Annotated in this window: 13 protein-coding genes and 1 pseudogene; 8 read left to right on the top strand and 6 right to left on the bottom strand. The window is 66.8% G+C overall.

Annotated features, from left to right (window positions below; genetic code table 11):
• Nucleotides 1-349: 349 nt before the first annotated feature.
• Nucleotides 350-1,081 (top strand): DUF7260 family protein, encoded by a 732-nt coding sequence (locus GQS65_RS04790; RefSeq protein WP_158203541.1) that lies wholly within the window; start codon nucleotides 350-352, stop codon nucleotides 1,079-1,081.
• Nucleotides 1,082-1,485: 404 nt separating this feature from the next.
• On the top strand, nucleotides 1,486-1,950 hold the full coding sequence (locus tag GQS65_RS04795; protein WP_158203542.1) for a universal stress protein: 465 nt from the start codon (nucleotides 1,486-1,488) through the stop codon (nucleotides 1,948-1,950).
• 60 nt (nucleotides 1,951-2,010) lie between these two features.
• Here the strand turns inward: GQS65_RS04795 and GQS65_RS04800 are convergent, their stop codons facing one another.
• Nucleotides 2,011-3,006, bottom strand: a complete 996-nt coding sequence (locus tag GQS65_RS04800; protein WP_158203543.1) for a formylglycine-generating enzyme family protein — start codon at nucleotides 3,004-3,006, stop codon at nucleotides 2,011-2,013.
• Nucleotides 3,007-3,104: 98 nt separating this feature from the next.
• On the opposite strand from GQS65_RS04800, the gene dgoD reads away from it, so the two are divergent.
• Both dgoD and GQS65_RS22100 read left to right on the top strand, forming a co-directional pair.
• Entirely contained in the window at nucleotides 3,105-4,256 is a 1,152-nt protein-coding gene (gene dgoD / locus GQS65_RS04805; RefSeq protein WP_158203544.1) for a galactonate dehydratase, read from the top strand.
• 137 nt (nucleotides 4,257-4,393) lie between these two features.
• A pseudogene (locus GQS65_RS22100) lies at nucleotides 4,394-5,015 on the top strand (SDR family NAD(P)-dependent oxidoreductase).
• Nucleotides 5,016-5,060: 45 nt separating this feature from the next.
• Here GQS65_RS22100 and GQS65_RS04815 read toward each other — a convergent pair.
• Nucleotides 5,061-5,843: an SDR family NAD(P)-dependent oxidoreductase gene (locus tag GQS65_RS04815; protein ID WP_158203545.1), complete on the bottom strand. Its 783-nt coding sequence runs from the start codon at nucleotides 5,841-5,843 to the stop codon at nucleotides 5,061-5,063.
• 126 nt (nucleotides 5,844-5,969) lie between these two features.
• Here GQS65_RS04815 and GQS65_RS04820 point away from each other — a divergent pair, with 126 nt between their 5' ends.
• Both GQS65_RS04820 and GQS65_RS04825 read left to right on the top strand, forming a co-directional pair.
• Entirely contained in the window at nucleotides 5,970-7,553 is a 1,584-nt protein-coding gene (locus GQS65_RS04820) for a sulfatase (RefSeq protein ID WP_158203546.1), read from the top strand.
• A gap of 183 nt (nucleotides 7,554-7,736) precedes the next feature.
• Complete coding sequence (locus GQS65_RS04825; protein ID WP_158203547.1) at nucleotides 7,737-8,777, top strand: NAD-dependent epimerase/dehydratase family protein; 1,041 nt, start codon at nucleotides 7,737-7,739, stop codon at nucleotides 8,775-8,777.
• A 70-nt stretch (nucleotides 8,778-8,847) separates the two neighbouring features.
• Here the strand turns inward: GQS65_RS04825 and GQS65_RS04830 are convergent, their stop codons facing one another.
• Both GQS65_RS04830 and GQS65_RS04835 read right to left on the bottom strand, forming a co-directional pair.
• A complete protein-coding gene (locus GQS65_RS04830) occupies nucleotides 8,848-9,630 on the bottom strand; it encodes a 3-keto-disaccharide hydrolase (protein WP_199268402.1) in 783 nt (260 codons plus the stop codon).
• On the bottom strand, nucleotides 9,609-10,721 hold the full coding sequence (locus GQS65_RS04835) for a Gfo/Idh/MocA family protein (protein WP_158203548.1): 1,113 nt from the start codon (nucleotides 10,719-10,721) through the stop codon (nucleotides 9,609-9,611). The genes GQS65_RS04830 and GQS65_RS04835 overlap by 22 nt, the downstream gene beginning before the upstream one ends.
• 144 nt (nucleotides 10,722-10,865) lie before the next feature.
• On the opposite strand from GQS65_RS04835, the gene GQS65_RS04840 reads away from it, so the two are divergent.
• Entirely contained in the window at nucleotides 10,866-12,014 is a 1,149-nt protein-coding gene (locus tag GQS65_RS04840; RefSeq protein ID WP_158203589.1) for a Gfo/Idh/MocA family protein, read from the top strand.
• 31 nt (nucleotides 12,015-12,045) lie between these two features.
• On the opposite strand, the gene GQS65_RS04845 is transcribed toward GQS65_RS04840, so the two are convergent.
• A complete protein-coding gene (locus tag GQS65_RS04845; protein WP_158203549.1) occupies nucleotides 12,046-13,431 on the bottom strand; it encodes a DUF362 domain-containing protein in 1,386 nt (461 codons plus the stop codon).
• Between the two features lie 576 nt (nucleotides 13,432-14,007).
• On the opposite strand from GQS65_RS04845, the gene GQS65_RS04850 reads away from it, so the two are divergent.
• Nucleotides 14,008-14,655: a DUF6250 domain-containing protein gene (locus GQS65_RS04850; protein ID WP_158203550.1), complete on the top strand. Its 648-nt coding sequence runs from the start codon at nucleotides 14,008-14,010 to the stop codon at nucleotides 14,653-14,655.
• A 36-nt stretch (nucleotides 14,656-14,691) separates the two neighbouring features.
• Here the strand turns inward: GQS65_RS04850 and GQS65_RS22105 are convergent, their stop codons facing one another.
• Entirely contained in the window at nucleotides 14,692-16,860 is a 2,169-nt protein-coding gene (locus GQS65_RS22105) for an alpha-ketoacid dehydrogenase subunit alpha/beta (RefSeq protein WP_368279836.1), read from the bottom strand.
• Nucleotides 16,861-16,991: the final 131 nt, after the last annotated feature.

Consider the following 16,991-nt stretch of genomic DNA (forward strand, 5'->3'; position numbering starts at 1 on the left):
GAGCAACGACGGTCGGCCAGGGTCCCTTGTTCCGGCGAACGGGAGTCGGGAAACGTGACGCGAGAAGCGAGCGAGTCGAACTCCCGGGGCAACACGTGTAGCTCCCACTGGTCGGTCGGAGCCGACAGTCGGTTCCACGGCCGACAGTTCGTCTCGTCGACACGTCACAGCGGCCCCGTCCACGCGCCTCCTCCTCGGAGACGGACGCCGACCAGTTCGCCCCTACGCTCTCGTCTATCTACCACTCTGTATTTCGTGAACAACGTTCTTATATGAGGCGCTTGCTAGCACAACCCAAGAGTGGTTTCACTGGTCAGCACTACCCGAACCGGTCGCAGCTCCGTTCGTCATGCATACGCACACACTTGCCCCGATCGACACCGCGCTCGAACGCGTCGCCACCGAACGTCGTGCGCTCGACACCGAACGAGCGGCCTACGAGACGTTCGCCAACCGCGTGGCCCCCCTCGACGTGGCCGTGCCTGCTCACCAGTCGACCGCCTCACAGACGCTTCCGTCCGCGGTCGGTGTCGACCGTCGACCCTGCGGTACCGACCCGATCCGCGAGGCGTTCCGCGACACCGTCATGAGCGTCCCGCACTACGACGCCGACTACGGTGAATCGCTGTTGGCACACGCGAGCGGGGAACTCAGTCCCGAACTCGCCCGCGGGTTGCAGTCCGATGCTCCACCACCGGGGTTCAAGCGAACGTTGCTCGACGAAGTCGAAGACGCCATCAAGCGCCGACGAAGCTTGCTCGACCACCTGGTGACCGAGGCCGACTCGCTCGCTGCCGCCCGCTCAGCACTCCGGGACGTCGTCGCAGGCCTCGACAGCGTGTGGGGTCGTCGCGAGGGAGGGGCTTCCGCCGGGCCGACTCCCGACAAGCTCACCGAGCAGTGTCGGGCGGTCATCGAGGACCGACAGTCGCTGGTTCAGAACCGGCTGTTCTCGTCGATCCACGACGGTCACGACTTCTGCACGTACCTCTACGGGGACGTCGATGGCTGGACGTATCCCGTTCTCTCGGTGGCCGCCTCGCTCCGTCGGGATATTGACGCACTCGATAGCTCGCTCTGACACCGTCGTACCACCGGCGTACCACGTAGAGCCTGTCTGTTGTGACGACCCGAGCCAGCGACGAGCGACCGGCAGACACCTCGTGCCGTCTATCGACGGTTCGCCGTTCACCGCTCGCTCCGGCTCGCGACAGTGGCTCCTTCTCGTGTCGACTCTCGACGCGCAACGCGGGTTGGCGTGTGAACGTCGGTGTCCCGACGGGGAGTGGAACTCTCCGAGGACGTGTCCTGTGGGTCGCTGAGCCGACATCCGACACGCCGGTCGAACGATGAATCAGGAGGATAAATAACGTTTGGCATGGTGCGGTGTGGTATGACAGCTGGCCGGTCGGTCGGGAGGTGCTCCGAGTCGGGTCACCGGACGTGAGGTGTACACTTATGCCTCGCCCTACCGTCGGCCGTCGTATGCGACGCGCACTCGTCGTCGTCGACCCGACGGATTCGAGCCGTGACCTCCTTCGCGAAGCGGGCGAACTGGCCGCCGGTGTCGGTGCGAACCTCATCGTCCTTTCGCTGCTCACCGAGGAGGCGTACGAACGGGACCGCGAGATGCTCGACACGATCGCTCGCGAGGAACGAACCGACTACCCCGACGAGTCGATCGCCGACTACGCCGACCGGGCCGCTGCGGGCCTCGCTGACGACGTGCTCGCGGGCATCGATGTCGAGTACGATCCACGCGGTGTCGTGCTCGACGGTGACGACCGTGGCGCGACCGTCGTCCGGGTCGCCGAGGAGGCCGGCTGTGACCACGTCTTCCTCGTCGGGAAACGCCGCTCGCCGACCGGAAAGGCGGTGTTCGGCGACACTGCGCAGTCGGTCATTCTCAACTTCGGCGGGCGGACGACCGTTGCGATGGCCGACGAGTGACCCCGGTCACAGTCACACGCGTTCGTCGTCGGGTGTCCGCTCCGTCGACTCGCCGACCCGTCACTCCCCGGCGTCGACGACACACCGGAACCCGATGTTACCGGTCGAGGAGTCGGGGGTGTTCTGTGAGCGGGCCGCAACGCGATAGCGATTGCAGTACGAGTCGTGACAGAGGTACGACCCGCCGCGCATCACGCGAGCGTCGCCGCTCTCGGGGCCACTCGGATTCTCGCGGGAGTAATCGTCGGTGGTGTGGTAGTCGGCGCTGAACCAGTCGGCACACCACTCCCAGACGTTCCCCGAGACGTTGAACAGGCCGTAGTCGTTGGGTTCGTAGGCGTCGACCGGTGCGGTGCCGTGGTAGCCGTCGGCGGCGGTGTCCTCGTCGGGGAACGCCCCCTGCCAGACGTTGCAGCGGTGCTCGCCGTTCGGCGTCAGTTCCTCACCCCACGCGTACCGCTTTCTCGCGAGCCCACCGCGCGCGGCGAACTCCCACTCGGCTTCGGTTGGCAGGCGTTTCCCCGCCCAGTCCGCGTAAGCGACGGCGTCGCGGTGGGAGACGTGCGTGACCGGGTGGTCGAGCCGGTCGTCGAGGGCGTTCGACGACGGCCCCTCGGGGCGGAACCAGCGGGCACCTTCGACGGCCAGCCACCACGGTGTGGCCGCGACCGAGTCCAGCACCCCTGATTCGTCTTCCGGAGCCACGAAATCCTGAAACACGAACGACCAGCCGAAGCGCTCGGCGTCGGTCGTGTAGTCCGTGTCGCGGACGAATCGAAGGAACTCCCGAACGGTCACCGCGTGTCGGTCGACGAGAAACGGGTCAAGGGTGACTTCGCGGGGAGGCCCTTCGCCGTCCTGTGGGAAGCCGACGCCGTCGTCGGTCCCCATCGTGAACGTGCCGCCGTCGAGTCGGACCATCCCGGTCGTGCGAACCTTGCCGACCGACGTCGGTTCGGCCGTCACACTCGCGTCCCGCGTCGCGTCAGTCTCGCCCGTGTCACGGCTCGCCGAACAGCAGGGTGGGTCGCCGGCCGTTGGCCCGTCGTCGCTCATGGTCGACGTCTCCCGGCGGAGCAGGATAAACGTTCAGCCTGTGCCGGCAGCGACGAGTAAAGAGCTAATAGCTCGTCGCCGATTGTCCCTGACACGCAATGGTGACTATCGTCGACTACGACCTCTACCAGGTGCCGCCACGGTGGTTGTTCCTCCGCCTCGAAACGAGCGACGGCCGGGTCGGCTGGGGTGAACCCGTCGTCGAGGGACGCGCCCGGACGGTCAAGACGGCCGTCGAGGAACTGCTCGACACCTACCTGCTCGGGTCGGACCCCGACCCCATCGAGGACCACTGGCAGACGATGTACCGTGGCGGGTTCTACCGCGGTGGCCCGGTGCTCATGTCGGCCATCGCCGGTATCGACCAGGCGCTGTGGGACCTCAAGGGCAAGCAGTTCGGCGCGCCCGTCTACGAACTGCTCGGCGGGAAGGCACGGAACCGCGTGCAGGTCTACCAGTGGGTCGGCGGGGACCGGCCCAGCGAGGTAGCCGATGCCGCCCGTCGACAGGTCGACTCGGGGCTCACCGCCGTGAAAATGAACGGGACGCCGGAGTTCCGGGCCATCGACACGCCTGCAGCGGTCGAAGCGGCCGCTGATCGCCTTCGCGAGGTTCGTGAGACGGTCGGTCCCGAGGTCGGTGTCGGCGTCGACTTCCACGGCCGCGTCTCGAAGTCGATGGCCAAGCGCCTCGCCCGTGCGCTCGACCCGCACGACCCGATGTTCCTCGAAGAGCCGGTCACGCCCGGTCACGACGAAGCGCTCACAGCGCTCGCGGCACACACGACGACACCCATCGCCACGGGCGAACGCCACTACTCGCGGTGGGATTTCAAACCGCTACTCGAATCGGGTGCGGTCGACGTGGTTCAGCCGGACCTCTCACACGCCGGCGGTATCACCGAGGTACGGAAGATCGCCGCGATGGCCGAGGCCTACGACGTGGCGCTCGCCCCCCACTGCCCGCTCGGTCCCATCGCCTTCGCCGCGTGTCTACAGGTTGATGCCGTCGCGCACAACGCGCTCATCCAAGAACAGAGCCTCAACATCCACTACAACGAGACGGCCGACGTGCTCGACTATCTCGCCGACCCGTCGGTGTTCGACTACGGCGATGGGTTCGTCGATCTCCCGGAGGAACCGGGGCTGGGTATCGCCATCGACGACGCCGCCGTCCGTGAGCGGGCCGGCGACGTCGACTGGCACAACCCCGTCTGGCGTCACGACGACGGCAGCGTCGCGGAGTGGTGACGGTGGTGGACGACGACCGCTCCACCCAGAACACCTTCGATACCGTCGCCACGCCTCGCTTCGACGACCCGACCACGAACGCCGTTCCCGGCCGGTTCGACGGGAAGACCGCACTCGTCACGGGCAGCACGCGCGGCATGGGCGCGGGGATGGCCCGACGGTTCGCGGCGGAGGGTGCGAGCGTCGTCGTGACCGACCGTTCCGCGGAGTCCGGCGAAACTGTCGCGACTGACATCCGCGGGGTCGGTGGCGAGGCTCGGTTCGTCCGGGCGGACATGCGCGACCCCGACGACATCGAGGCACTCGTCAAGGCGACTGTCGAGACGTCTGGCTCGTTGGACGTACTCGTCAACAACACCGGCGTCCAGACCGAGACGACCGCAGAGGAAGCGACGGCCGAGGACTGGGCGTTCGTCGTCGAGACGGACGTCCGCTCGTTCTAGCGCTGTACGAAACACGCCGCTCCACATCTCTCCCGAGGAGCGAGCGTCGTCAACACCTCCGCGAACCACGCGTCTCTGACCCGGCTGGGTCGAAATCGCCCGCACCCGCGAAGAGTTGGTCGACGCCGACCGCCAGCGCGTCGAGGCGATGTATCCAGTCGGCCGCATCGGAACGCCCGCCGACGACGCGGGCATCGTGGCCTTCCTCGCCAGCGACGACGCGGCGTTCGTCACCGGGGCGAGTCTCCTCGTCGACGGCGGGCGTGGTGCCGTCACGGAAAACAAGGCGTTCCTCGACTTTCGCGAGCGAGGGTAGTTCGGCGGGCGCGGAGTCGACGGTCGATGAACTACCGTCGTCCTGTCAGGCGTCGCCGTAGCGGTGTTTCCAGTTGTCGATGGGCTGTTGACCGCCATCGACACGCAGTTCGTGGCCGTTGACGTAGTCGCTCGCGGGCGCACAGAGGAACTGGACGGCGTCGGCGATCTCCGCCGAGCGGGCGAACCGTCCGAGCGGGTTGAGGTCGAGGATCTGCTCGCGGGTCGCGGCCTCGAAATCGGCGGTCATCCGCGTATCCGTCCACCCCGGCGCGACGGCGTTCACCCTGATACCGTCCCGGCCGAGTTCGAGCGCCAGCGTCTTCGTCAACCCGAGTAGCGCGAACTTCGCCACGTCGTACTGTGGCGACATCCCCACACCGTTTTTCGTGTGAATCGAGGTGATGTTGACGACCTTCCCGTAGCCCTGCTCGACCATCCCGTCGAGCGCGTGCTTAGTGCAGTAGATGGCCCCGCGGAGATGGGTGTCGAGGTTGAGGTTCCAGAACGTGTCGTCCGGTTCGTTACGGAAGCGGTCGCCCTGCCCGACGCCGGCATTGTTGACGACGATGTCGATGGTCCCGAACTGGTCGGTTCCACGTTCGACCATCGCCTGCACTGCTGACTCGTCGCTCACGTCACACGCTATCCCGATTGCCTCGCCACTCCGTTCATCGATACGCTCGACCGTCTCCTCGGCCGGCCCCGAATCGAGGTCGTTGACGACGACGCTCGCACCGTTCGTGGCGAGTCGCTCGGCGATAGCTCGCCCGTTTCCTCGTCCCGCACCCGTCACGAGTGCGACGCTGTCACTGAGGTCGGTCTGCATACGCGTCGCTGTCGGCGAAAGCACTAACGCGTTCAGGTTCCGGCAGCGACGACTCACCGACGGCCGAGCGGGACGCGGGTGGTGGCTCGCCCGGCAATTAAGTAGTGACCCAACCATCCGTCAGCAATGCGCGTGTTGCTCGTCGACATCGACTCGCTGCGCCCGGACCATCTCGGCTGTTACGGCTACTCTCGTGACACCTCGCCGACTATCGACCGTGTCGCCGCCGACGGCGTCCGCTTCGAGAACTGCTTCGTCTCGGACTCGCCATGTCTCCCCTCGCGGACGGCGCTGGCGACCGGTCGCCACGGCATCGACACCGGCGTCGTCACCCACTTCGGCGAGGGACAGTGGTACGATAACCCCGGGAGTGGTCACGACCCGGACCCCGACCGGCCGCTCGCGTTTCAACACCTCGCACAGCACGGGGTCCGTACGGCGTCGGTGAGCAGTTTCACGCAGCGCCACATGGCGTATCACTTCGCTGCGGGGTTTCAAGAGTCGATCCAACCGACCGCCGAGACCGGGCTGCTGGCGGTCGAGGACGCGAGCGACGTGACCGACGCGGCGCTGACGTGGCTCGGCAGTCACGCGACCGAGGACGACTGGCTCCTCCACGTCAACTACTGGGACGTCCACCACCCGTATCAGGGCGTTACCGAGCACGTCGACGCCGTTCGCGACTCGGGGCCGGCTCCGGACTGGCCGGACGAAGCGGCGCTCGCGGCTCAGGAGGGAATGACAGGGACGCGTACTCGCGAACTGTGGCCCAACCCGGCGGAACTCGACGCCGACTGGTACGACGAGAAGTACGGCGAGCGGCCGATGCCGGAGGCGTTCGACTCACGCGAGGACGTCAAGCAGGTTGTCGACGGCTACGACGCCGCGATCCGAAAGGTCGACGCGGCGGTTGCGGACCTCCTCGACGCGCTCGATGCCCACGGCGTCCGTGAGGAGACAGTAGTGATCGTGACGGCCGACCACGGCGAGGCGCTCGGCGAACACGGTATCTACGCCGAACACGCTCTGCCGCATCCGGCCTGTCAGCGCGTCCCGCTCGTGGTGTCGTGGCCCGGTCCGACTGCCGAGTCATCGACCGAGTCAGATGCCGACGACGAGAGTGTGGGACCGTCGGTCGACGGCTACGTCTACCAGTTCGACCTCGTCGCGACGCTCTGTGACCTGCTCGACGTTCCCGTTCCGTCCGGGTGGGCCGCCGAGTCCTTCCGCGAAGCGCTCACGCCGAACGATCGCCCGTTCGCTGGCCGGGAGCAGGTGGTGTGTGGACACGGCATCTACACGTTCGGCCGGGCGCTGTACGCCGACGGCTGGATGTACGCCCGTCTGCTCCATCCCGGCGTGTTCTCGCTGCCGGGCCAGTACAACGACCCTGCGCTCCCGAACGACGGTCTCGAACTGCTGCACGACCTCGACGCCGACCCCCACGGGAGCGAGAACCTCGTCGCCGAGCGGCCGGAGCGGGCCGCCGAGATGCGCGCCCGGATGGACCGGTGGCTCGCCGACCGACTCGGGGAGCGGTGGCCCGACCATCGGCCGGTCGAGACGGTCGGCCGGGACCCGCTAGCGGCGATGTGCCCTGCCGGTCCGTACCTCTACGTCGACCCTGACGACCTGCTGGCGCTCTACCACGAGCGTGACGACGACCAGCGCGCGGACCGACTGCGTGCGACGCTATCGCGCCACGAGTGACGACCCGACCTGTCGCCCCTCGGCTCTGCTGCGCCGACCGACCGACGCTAGCGGCCACCGTTGCCGCCCGATGGCCAATACTTAAATCGGTGCTCGTCGAAGCGAGTTCTGAGAACGTCCGAACTGCGAGCGAACCACACCACCAGTTCGCGCGAACTACCCACTGTCAGGAGCACTCACCACATGACTCAACCCGACCTCGGAGCGATCGAGACTGAAGCACAGCTAACTGACGCACTGACCGCGCCGTACCCGGAGGACGTCGAATTCGCAAAACGGCTCGACGGCGACGTCATGATTCTCGGGGCGGCCGGAAAGATGGGGCCGTCGCTGGCCGGGCGTATCTTACGGGCGAGCGACCGGGCGGACGTCGATAGAACGGTCTACGCGGTCTCCCGGTTCTCCGACTCCGAGACGAGAGAGGTACTCGACTCGCACGGTGCCGAGACGATCGCGGCGGACCTCCTCTCGGAGGAGTCGCTGGCCGCGCTGCCGGACTGTAAGAACGTCATCTACATGGTCGGAACGAAGTTCGGCACCGGAGGGCGCGAACCGCAGACGTGGGCGATCAACGCCTACCTGCCGGGGGACATCGCTCGCCGGTTCGAGAACTCGCGGATCGTCGCGTTCTCGACCGGCAACGTATACCCCCCGGTTCTCGTCGAGTCGGGGGGGCCGACGGAGGACGACGAGACGGGACCGGTCGGGGAGTACGCACAGTCGTGTCTGGGCAGGGAGCGTGTCTTCCAGTACTTCAGTGAGGAGAACGACACGCCCGTCTGCCTCTTCCGGCTGAACTACGCCGTCGAAGCGCGGTACGGGGTGCTGACCGACATCGCGAAGTGGGTGCGTGACGGCGACCCCGTCCCCTTGGACATGGGATACGTCAACGTCGTCTGGCAGGGGGACGCGAACTCCGTCTGTTTCCGCTCGCTGGAGTTCGCCGACTCCCCCGCGAAACCGCTCAACGTGACCGGTCCCGAGATACTCTCTGTACGTGACATCGCCGAGCGGTTCGCGGACCGGTTCGACACCGACGTCAGGTTCGACGGGGAGGAACACGAGACGGCACTCCTCAGCGACGCCAGTCGATGTCACGAGCGCTACGGCGAGCCGAAGGTCTCCGTCGACGAGGTCGTCGACCTGGTCGCGTCGTGGGTCGAAGCCGACCGGCCGATGATGGACAAACCCACGAAGTTCCACGTTCGGAGCGGGGAGTTCTGAACGGCCGGCCGCGGCTACTGGCTGGGAGTCTCGAACGCGATGCCTGTCGAACACCGTCGAAATGCCGCTCTCACAGCGGTCGAACCCAGATGTTCCGAAACCGGACGCGGTCGCCGTGGTCCTGAAGCGCGAGTGGAGCCTCAGTCGGGTGGTTTTCGTACTGTGCGACCGCCCGGTGTACCGTTTCCCCGAGGAGTGTCGTTCGATGCTGGACGAGGACGCCGTTGTGAAACACGGTCACGACGGCCGGCCGTTCCACGCGCTCCTCACGAAAGTGTGGCCCGTTCCAGACGATGTCGAAGCACTGCCACTCGCCGGGTGGCCGTGACGCGTTGACCAGGGGTGGAGACTGACCGTACACCGCCCCGGCGTATCCGTCCGCATACGTCGGATTGTCGTAGTTGTCGAGAACCTGGATCTCGTAGCGATCCATGAGAAACACCCCGCTGTTGCCGCGTCCCTGCCCGTCGTCGGTCGTCGCCGGCGGCGATGCCCATTCGAGGTGAAGCTGACAGTCGCCAAACACGCGCTCGGTTCGAACGTTCCCGGTTCCCGGCGCGACCTCGGCGTAGTCGGCTTCGACGTGCCACTCGACATCACGACCGTCTTCGTGTTCCCACTCAGCCATCGCATTGCCGTCGAAGAGAACCGTCGCGTCCGAGGGCGGCTCGCCGGTCGCCAGAGCTCCCCCGGGATCGACCGGTTCGGGATGCGGTCGGTCGGGGTCGTGGACGCGGTAGCCACACTGTGGCAGTGTTGGCGTGTCGGTGTATCCGGGGTTTTCCATGGCTGGGATTACGTCCAGGCTCCTGTGTAGCTGTCGCTCGGTGGCTACTCCCGGACGTCGATCCACTCTCCGGTCTCGGCGGATTCGTACGCGGCGTCGAGCACTCGGAGCAACTGGACCGCGTCGTCGACCGTCGCTGGGACGTCGCCCGTCTCGTACCCCGCGAAGTACGCCTCGAAGTAGTCCTGGACGAAGTCGCCCCACGCGGGGAACCGGTCGTAGGTCGGCTCGAACTCGACGGTCCGGCGCGGCGCGGCCGACCAGTCGGGGGCCGACGAGGTGAGTTCGAGTGGCACCGTCGGTTCGTGCTGGAGCGAGTCGTGGTGCAACGGCGTCTGCGCCTGCGCGTCGGTCCCGTACAGCCCGAGATGAGTGTCCTTGCCACGGTCGCTGAGGTAGTAGCCGGTGTGGTACGTGCCGAGCGTCCCGCCTGCGGTTTCGAACTGGAGGACGGCCCCCGCGTCGACGTCGGCGTGGGGGTCGTCGGCGTCGTGGAACCGGGCGTTGACGCGGACGATGGGGTCGTCGAGGATCCACGGCATGGCGTCGAGCCAGTGAGGGCCGATCCACTGGAGTGCCCCGCCACGGCTCGTCTCGCGGTCGTAGATGTAGTGGGTGGTGTCCCGATACGAGAGTTGGCTGGCGTTGAACCGTCCCTCGACGGTCCAGACGTCGCCGAAGAATCCCTCTCGAACCCGCTCGCGGAGGTCCATCGCGACGGGGTTTCGTCGGTAGTAGAGCGTGGGTGAGACGGTGACGTCAGCCTCGGTGGCCCGCCGAGCGATCGGTTCGAGGTCGGTGGCGGTCCGGGCGATGGGTTTCTCGCTGATGACGTGGACGCCGTTCTCAACGGCTGCCTCAACGACGGCGGGCGTCTCGTCGCTCCGGTAGGTGATCCAGACGACGTCGATGTCGGCGTCCGCGACGAGTCGCGTCGGGTCCTCGTAGACGGCCGCATCCTCGACGAGGCTCGCGACCTCCTGACCCTCCGTGGTCACCTCGTCGGGGCGCTCGTCCATCGCCGTGAGCGCGGCGGTGTCGACACGCTTGCCGGGTTCACAGACCGCCGTGACGGTCACGTCGAGGCCGCTCGCGACGGTGAAATACGGGTCGCGGTGGTGGTGCTCGACGCCGACGTAGCCGATTCGGACTGTCATGTCGACCGTTCGTGAAACGAACACAAGAAACTACCCCCTCCGCCGAGGCTTGGAGCCGATATCGGCGGCTACGACGGTCGACTGACGGTCGCCTGTCCACCGGAAACTATTATCAGCGCGCGGGAGGTGATGAGAACGAAACAGATGAAAGAGCTAGGTATCATCATGAACGGCGTGACCGGACGGATGGGAACCAACCAGCATCTCGTCCGGTCCATCCTCGCGTTGCGCGAGGAAGGTGGCGTGGAACTCCCCGACGGCGAGCGTGTCCTGCCCGACCCGGTGCTCGTCGGGCGGGACGAACGGAAGCTGCGACGGTTGAGCGAGGAGTACGGCGTTGAGCGCTGGACCGCCGACCCCGATCTGGAGTCGTGTCTCGACGGCGACGACACGGTCTACTTCGACTCCCAGATAACCAACCGTCGTGCGCCCGCCCTGCTACGAGCCATCGAGGCCGGCAAGCACGTCTACTGCGAGAAGCCCCTCGCATCGGACCTCGACACGGCCGTCGAGGTGGCGCGCACGGCCGAGGCGAGCGGTGTGAAACACGGCATCGTCCAGGACAAGCTCTGGCTCCCCGGCATCCAGAAGCTCCAGCGCCTGCTCGACATGGACTTCTTCGGCGAGGTGCTCTCGGTCCGCGTCGAGTTCGGCTACTGGGTGTTCACGGGGCACGGCCAACCCGCCCAGCGACCGTCGTGGAACTACCGGGCGGAGGACGGCGGCGGCATCATCGACGACATGTTCTCCCACTGGAGCTACGTGCTGGAGACCCTCTTCGGTCGGGTGGAGTCGGTGGCCTGTCTCGGGAGGACACACGTCCCGCGTCGCGTCGACGAGGCCGGCGAGGAGTACGAGGCGACGGCCGACGACGCCGCCTACGCCATCATGGAACTGGACGGTGGGACGGTCGCGCAGGTGAACTCGTCGTGGACGACCCGCGTCAACCGGGACGACCTGCTGGAGATCCAGGTCGACGGCACCGACGGGAGCGCCGTCGCCGGACTCCGCGACTGCAAGACACAGTCACACGCGAACACACCGAAACCGGTCTGGAACCCCGACACGCCGACAAACCACGATTTCACTGACGACTGGAGCGATGTCCCGAACAACCGTGAGTTCGAGAACGCGTTCAAACAGCAGTGGGCCGCGTTCCTCCGCCACGTCGCCGCCGACGAGCCGTTCCCCTACGACTTCCGGGAGGGGGTCAAGGGCATCCAGCTGACGGAGGCGAGTCACCGGTCGTGGGACGAACGGCGCACCGTCGACATTGACGAGCCGCCGGTCTGAGCGGCCGACCGCGGTCTGTGAATCGTCGCTGTCACTCTCCACTCGGGTCGTCCTCGTCGCTCCGGGCGGCCGGTGCCGCCTCGTGTGGCGTCGGTGCGACGAAGTCACCGCCCTCGAAGGCGATAGGTTCGGGTTCGGCGACGACGCGGAGGTCGTCGCGTTCGCGTGCCGTCTCGACGAGCGCGGTCGACGCGTAGAGCTGGCCGAGGCGCATCGTGTCGGTCGCACGGACGACTCGGACGGTGTCGGGGTCGACGACCCCGATGGTCGAGAGCGCACAGACCAGCCCCGCACGGTCGGTTTCGGCGACCGGCGGGAGGCGGACTCCTCGTGTCGTGCTCGCCGTCAGTGCGTTGACGAGCGTGGTCGGCATATCGACGGCGGCGAGCAGGTCGGCGTGGACGACGTCGGCCGACCCCATCCCCATCGCGTTGCCGTGGGCCGCCTCCGTGAGCGACCGGGTGTAGATGCGCTTGATGTCCGGGTGGTCGGGTTCCGGCTCTTGAATCGCGAACGGGCGGCGGCCGATGACGTTCGTGTCCATGCCTTGTCCGCTGACGTCCTTGCCTTGCCGGTCGATGATGAGGACGTCAATGTCGTCGAACGGGAGCGTCGGCATGCGCTCGTAGGCCGTCTCCAGCAGTTCCGCCTCGCGGTTGAGGAAGCCACTCGGTGGGACCCCTTCGATGAGCGTCGTATCGTCGTGCTGGTCCTCGACGATAGCGACGCCGCCCACGACGGGCAGCGCGTCGAGGAGCTGTTCGGTAATCGCTGGAAGCATCTCCCGGAGTGACCAGTCGACCGCCCAGTCGTGGGCGATTTTCGCGCCGCGCTGCTTCCCGAGACCGATGACGAGCATCTTCGAGAGGCCGCTCTCGACGGTCCCGTCGAAGTCGGTGTGCGGTTTCACACGGTTGATGGGGAGGATGGCGTCGGCGTCGGCCGCATGCGCGTCCGTGACGACCGGAACGTCCCGATCGGCGGTGCGCCCGACCTCGACGACATCCATGCTCGACCGAATCGCACAGCCGACCGACGCCTCGGTGACGCCGAGTTCGGCGAGCATCTCGCGTTGCCCCTCGGCGGTCGCTCCGCCGTGGCTGCCCATCGCGGGAACGACGAACGGGTCGAACCCCCGCCCGTCGAGCGCGTCAACGACGCCGGCGACGATGGCGGGCAGATTGGCGATGCCCCGACTCCCCACGCCGAGCGCGACCTCTCCGCCGTCGGGCACGCCGTCGAACGACATCCCGTCTACCGCACGGGCAGCGTGCGCACGGACCTCCCCGTGCGGGATCGGGTCGGTGTCCCACATCTGCTCGATGAGTCCCAGCTCCGGCAGCGGCGTCTCGCCGCAAGCGTCGAGAACGGTCGCTTCCGGAACGGCGAGCGACGACTGGGGCGTGTTCGAGTCCATGCGTGCTGGGCCGCGGTGCTGGGGCATAAACCTGGCCCACCGTCCGTCCCGGATCAGTGGTCGGTCCGTCGGGACCGTCACGAAGGACAGTATGTCGGCGCGGCATGGACTGCCTGTCTCATTTCTGTTCACTAAGGGTAAACATAGGCCGGAATAGTGGTGTGTTAACAGCCGACGATTTTCAAGAGACTAACAGTACTAGTCTTGTTATGGGCTCCGCAAAGCGGCCCATTTTGGTTGAACAGCTGTTTTTCTGTAGTGAACAAACTAATCTGCCCCTCGTCACGCGACCGTCACTGCCTCCGGTCCACACCTCCGCCGTGGGGCAGAAGAGCGACTCTCCGGGATCGCCCCGGTGTGCTACGTGTTCACTAACGTCGAACGTCGTCGGGTCGTACCGTGGTCTTGATTGTGTGTGGTGCCCGCAGAGCTGGTCGAATCGCTCACGACTCCGTCAGCGGCGGCCGAGCGACGGCGCCTCGATGTGACCGAGATTCACGTAACTGCCGACAGGCTTACTATGGTCGTCCGACGAGACGGACGTGAGTGTACCATGCTCCAATCAGGTGATCCGATATGAGTGAGCCGAGCGATGCTTCGAGCCCCGTCCGGATCGGTGGTGCCGAACTGACGGTCGAGCCGCTGTGGGACGCCGACTTCGACTCGTCGGCGGAGTGGGTGGTCGAACAGCAGAAGCCGGGTAGCACGGTCCGCTTCGAGGGTGGGCAGCTCCACGTCGACTGCGTCGACGAGCGAGGGGTCACCGTCTGGACGCCCCAGGAGTTCCCCAGTGACCTGCTCGTGGAGTACGAGGCGACCGTCAGCGAACCCGCCGACCGCACGACTAGCCGAAACCTGAACTGCTTCGTCTGTGCCTCGGACGACCCGCCGCTCGCCGAGACCGAACGGAGCGGCGGGTACAACGAGTACCACGAGTTCCCGAACTACATCTTCACGCTGACGAACACCCACACGCGGCTGCGCCGCGACCCCGGTTTCGAACTGACGAGCGAGCTCATGATGGGGGTCCAGCCCGACGAGCCGTACACCGTCCAGCTCTACAAGACCGGCGGCCGCCTCCGCACCGCGGTCAACGGTCGGCTGCTCCACGACTGGACCGACGACGACCCGCACGGAGCGGGGTGGGTCGGCCTTCGAACCTACGACACCGACGTCACCTACGACCGCTGGACGGTCTACGACGTCCTCGACGGCGACCGATAGCCCACGAACCGGCTCTCGGAGCCGTCTTCGGTGTCCTCAGAACCGGGCGTCCGTCACCGCCTCGATGAGCCGCTCGACCCGCTCCGGCCCCGGCAGGTAGGCGTCCTCGGTCTGATTCCCGGGGAAGTGTACGTCGAACCCGGTCGCCCGCTTGATCGGCGCTTCGAGGTACTCCAGCGCGTGTTCGTTGACGAGCGCCGACAGCTCAGCGCCGAGTCCGAGCGTCCGCCGCGCCTCGTGGAGGATCGCACATCGACCCGTCTTCCGAACGGACGCGAGCACCGTCTCGACGTCCAGCGGCGCGAGGGTCCGTAGGTCAACGAGTTCGACGCTCGCATCGACGCGCTCGGCCGCCGTGACCGCGTGTGGGATCATCGCCCCGTACGTGAGGAGCGTCACGTCCGTCCCCTCGGTGACGAGTCGCGCGTCGTCGAGTGGCCGCGTGTACTCCTCGACCGGGACCGGCTCGGTCGCCGTCCGGTAGCACCGCTTCGGCTCCATCACGACGACGGGGTCGGGGTGGCGAATACTCGCCGCCAGTAGCCCCTTCGCCTCGGCTGGCGTGCTCGGGCAGACGACGCGGACGCCGGGGGTGTGGACGAGGAACGACTCGGTCGACTCGGAATGGTACTCGCTGGCTTTGATACCGCCGCCGTAGGGCACTCGAACTGTCAACGGTACCTCGGTGTTCCCGCCGGTTCGTTCGTAGGTCTTCGCGAGGGCGTACATGAACTGGCCGAACGCGGGGTAGAGAAAGCCCATGAACTGTATCTCCGCGACGACCCGCTCGCCGCGCATTGCCATCCCGACCGCGGTCCCGAGGATGCCGTTCTCCGAAAGCGGTGTGTCGACGACCCGCTCCCGCCCGAAGCGCTCGACCAGCCCCTCGGTCGCCCTGAAGACGCCGCCGATGGGGCCGACGTCGTAGCCGAGGAGCCGAACCCGGTCGTCCCGCGCGAGCTCCTGGTGGAGCGTCCGATTGACCGCCGTCACGAGGTTCATCGGCTCGGTCTCGCCCGTCGGTGTGGGCCGCTCGCTCGGTCGTTCACTGTCGGCGTGTATAGAGTCACCCGCACCGCCGCCCAGTTCGACCCCGGCGTCGAGAAACGGGTTCTCGCCGTTCAGTTCGGCGCGAAGCTCTGCACGTTGGCGACGTTCCCGCCACGAGGTGCCGTGGAGGTGGTTGTCGAACATCGTCGAGGGGTCGGACCGGGGCACCGACCGGGCGCGGTCGACGGCCGACGCAACGGTCGATTCGGCCTCGCGTTCGATCGCCGCGATGCGGTCGTCGTCGAGAACCCCTTCGTCGACGAGGTACGTCTCCAGGCGGTCGAGCGGGTCGCGGTCCGCCCAGTAGGCGGCCTCCCGGTCGCTCCGGTAGACGCTTTCCTCGTCGGCGGTGTTGTGTTCACCCCTCCGATAGGTAACGCACTCGACGAAGGTCGGCCCGTCGCCGCGACGTGCCCGCTCGACGGCGTCGCGGGTGGCGTCATACACCGCGAACACGTCGTTCCCGTCGACGCGGTCGTGTGGAACGCCGTACGCGTCGGCCTTCTGAGCGAACGTCTCGGCGGCCGTCTGCCGGTGAGCCGGCACCGAGATCGCCCACTGGTTGTTCTGACAAACGATGACCGCCGGCGCGTCGAACACGCCGGCGAAGTTGAGCGCGTCGTGGAAGTCACCCTGACTCGTCGACCCGTCGCCGATGTACGCCATCGTGACGACGTCCCGGTCGCGAAAGCGGTCGGCCATCGCTGACCCGACCGCGTTGGTCACGTTCGCCCCGAGCGGGATGTACGCGGGGGTGACGTTCACCGCAGGCGAATCGGAGATAGAGAGGTGTTCGTCGATAGTTTCGGGCTCTTTGCCCATGAGCCCCGCGACGAGACGGTCGATGGGTGCGTCCCAGTAGAGCGACGCCGGGGTCTGGCGGTAGGTGGGAAAGAGCCAATCGGCCGGGCGAAGCGCCGCACTCGACCCGAGTGACACCGCCTCCTCGCCAAGCGTCCGGGAGACGATGCTGACCTCACCACGTCGCTGCATGGCGAACAGTCGGGATTCGAGGGTGCGCGTCAGGACGATGGTCCGATAGAACGCGAGGAGTTCCGCCTCGTCGCGAATCGGTGCCGGCCGTTCGAGGTCACCGCTTGGCGTCAGTATTCGATCGAACGCTTCGGCGGGTCGCCGCTCGTCCCAGACGTCCATGGCGTGATGAATCCGACCGACCGCTTAACACTGTGGGTGTCGGTGGCACGAACCGGGCGACCGCCGCGATTGCAGCACAGAGAGCGCAAGCATGGTGTGGGTCCGCGGTGGTCGTCCTCCAGTGGGTCGGT

It is taken from the genome of Halomarina oriensis, from assembly GCF_009791395.1.
GTDB lineage: Archaea > Halobacteriota > Halobacteria > Halobacteriales > Haloarculaceae > Halomarina > Halomarina oriensis.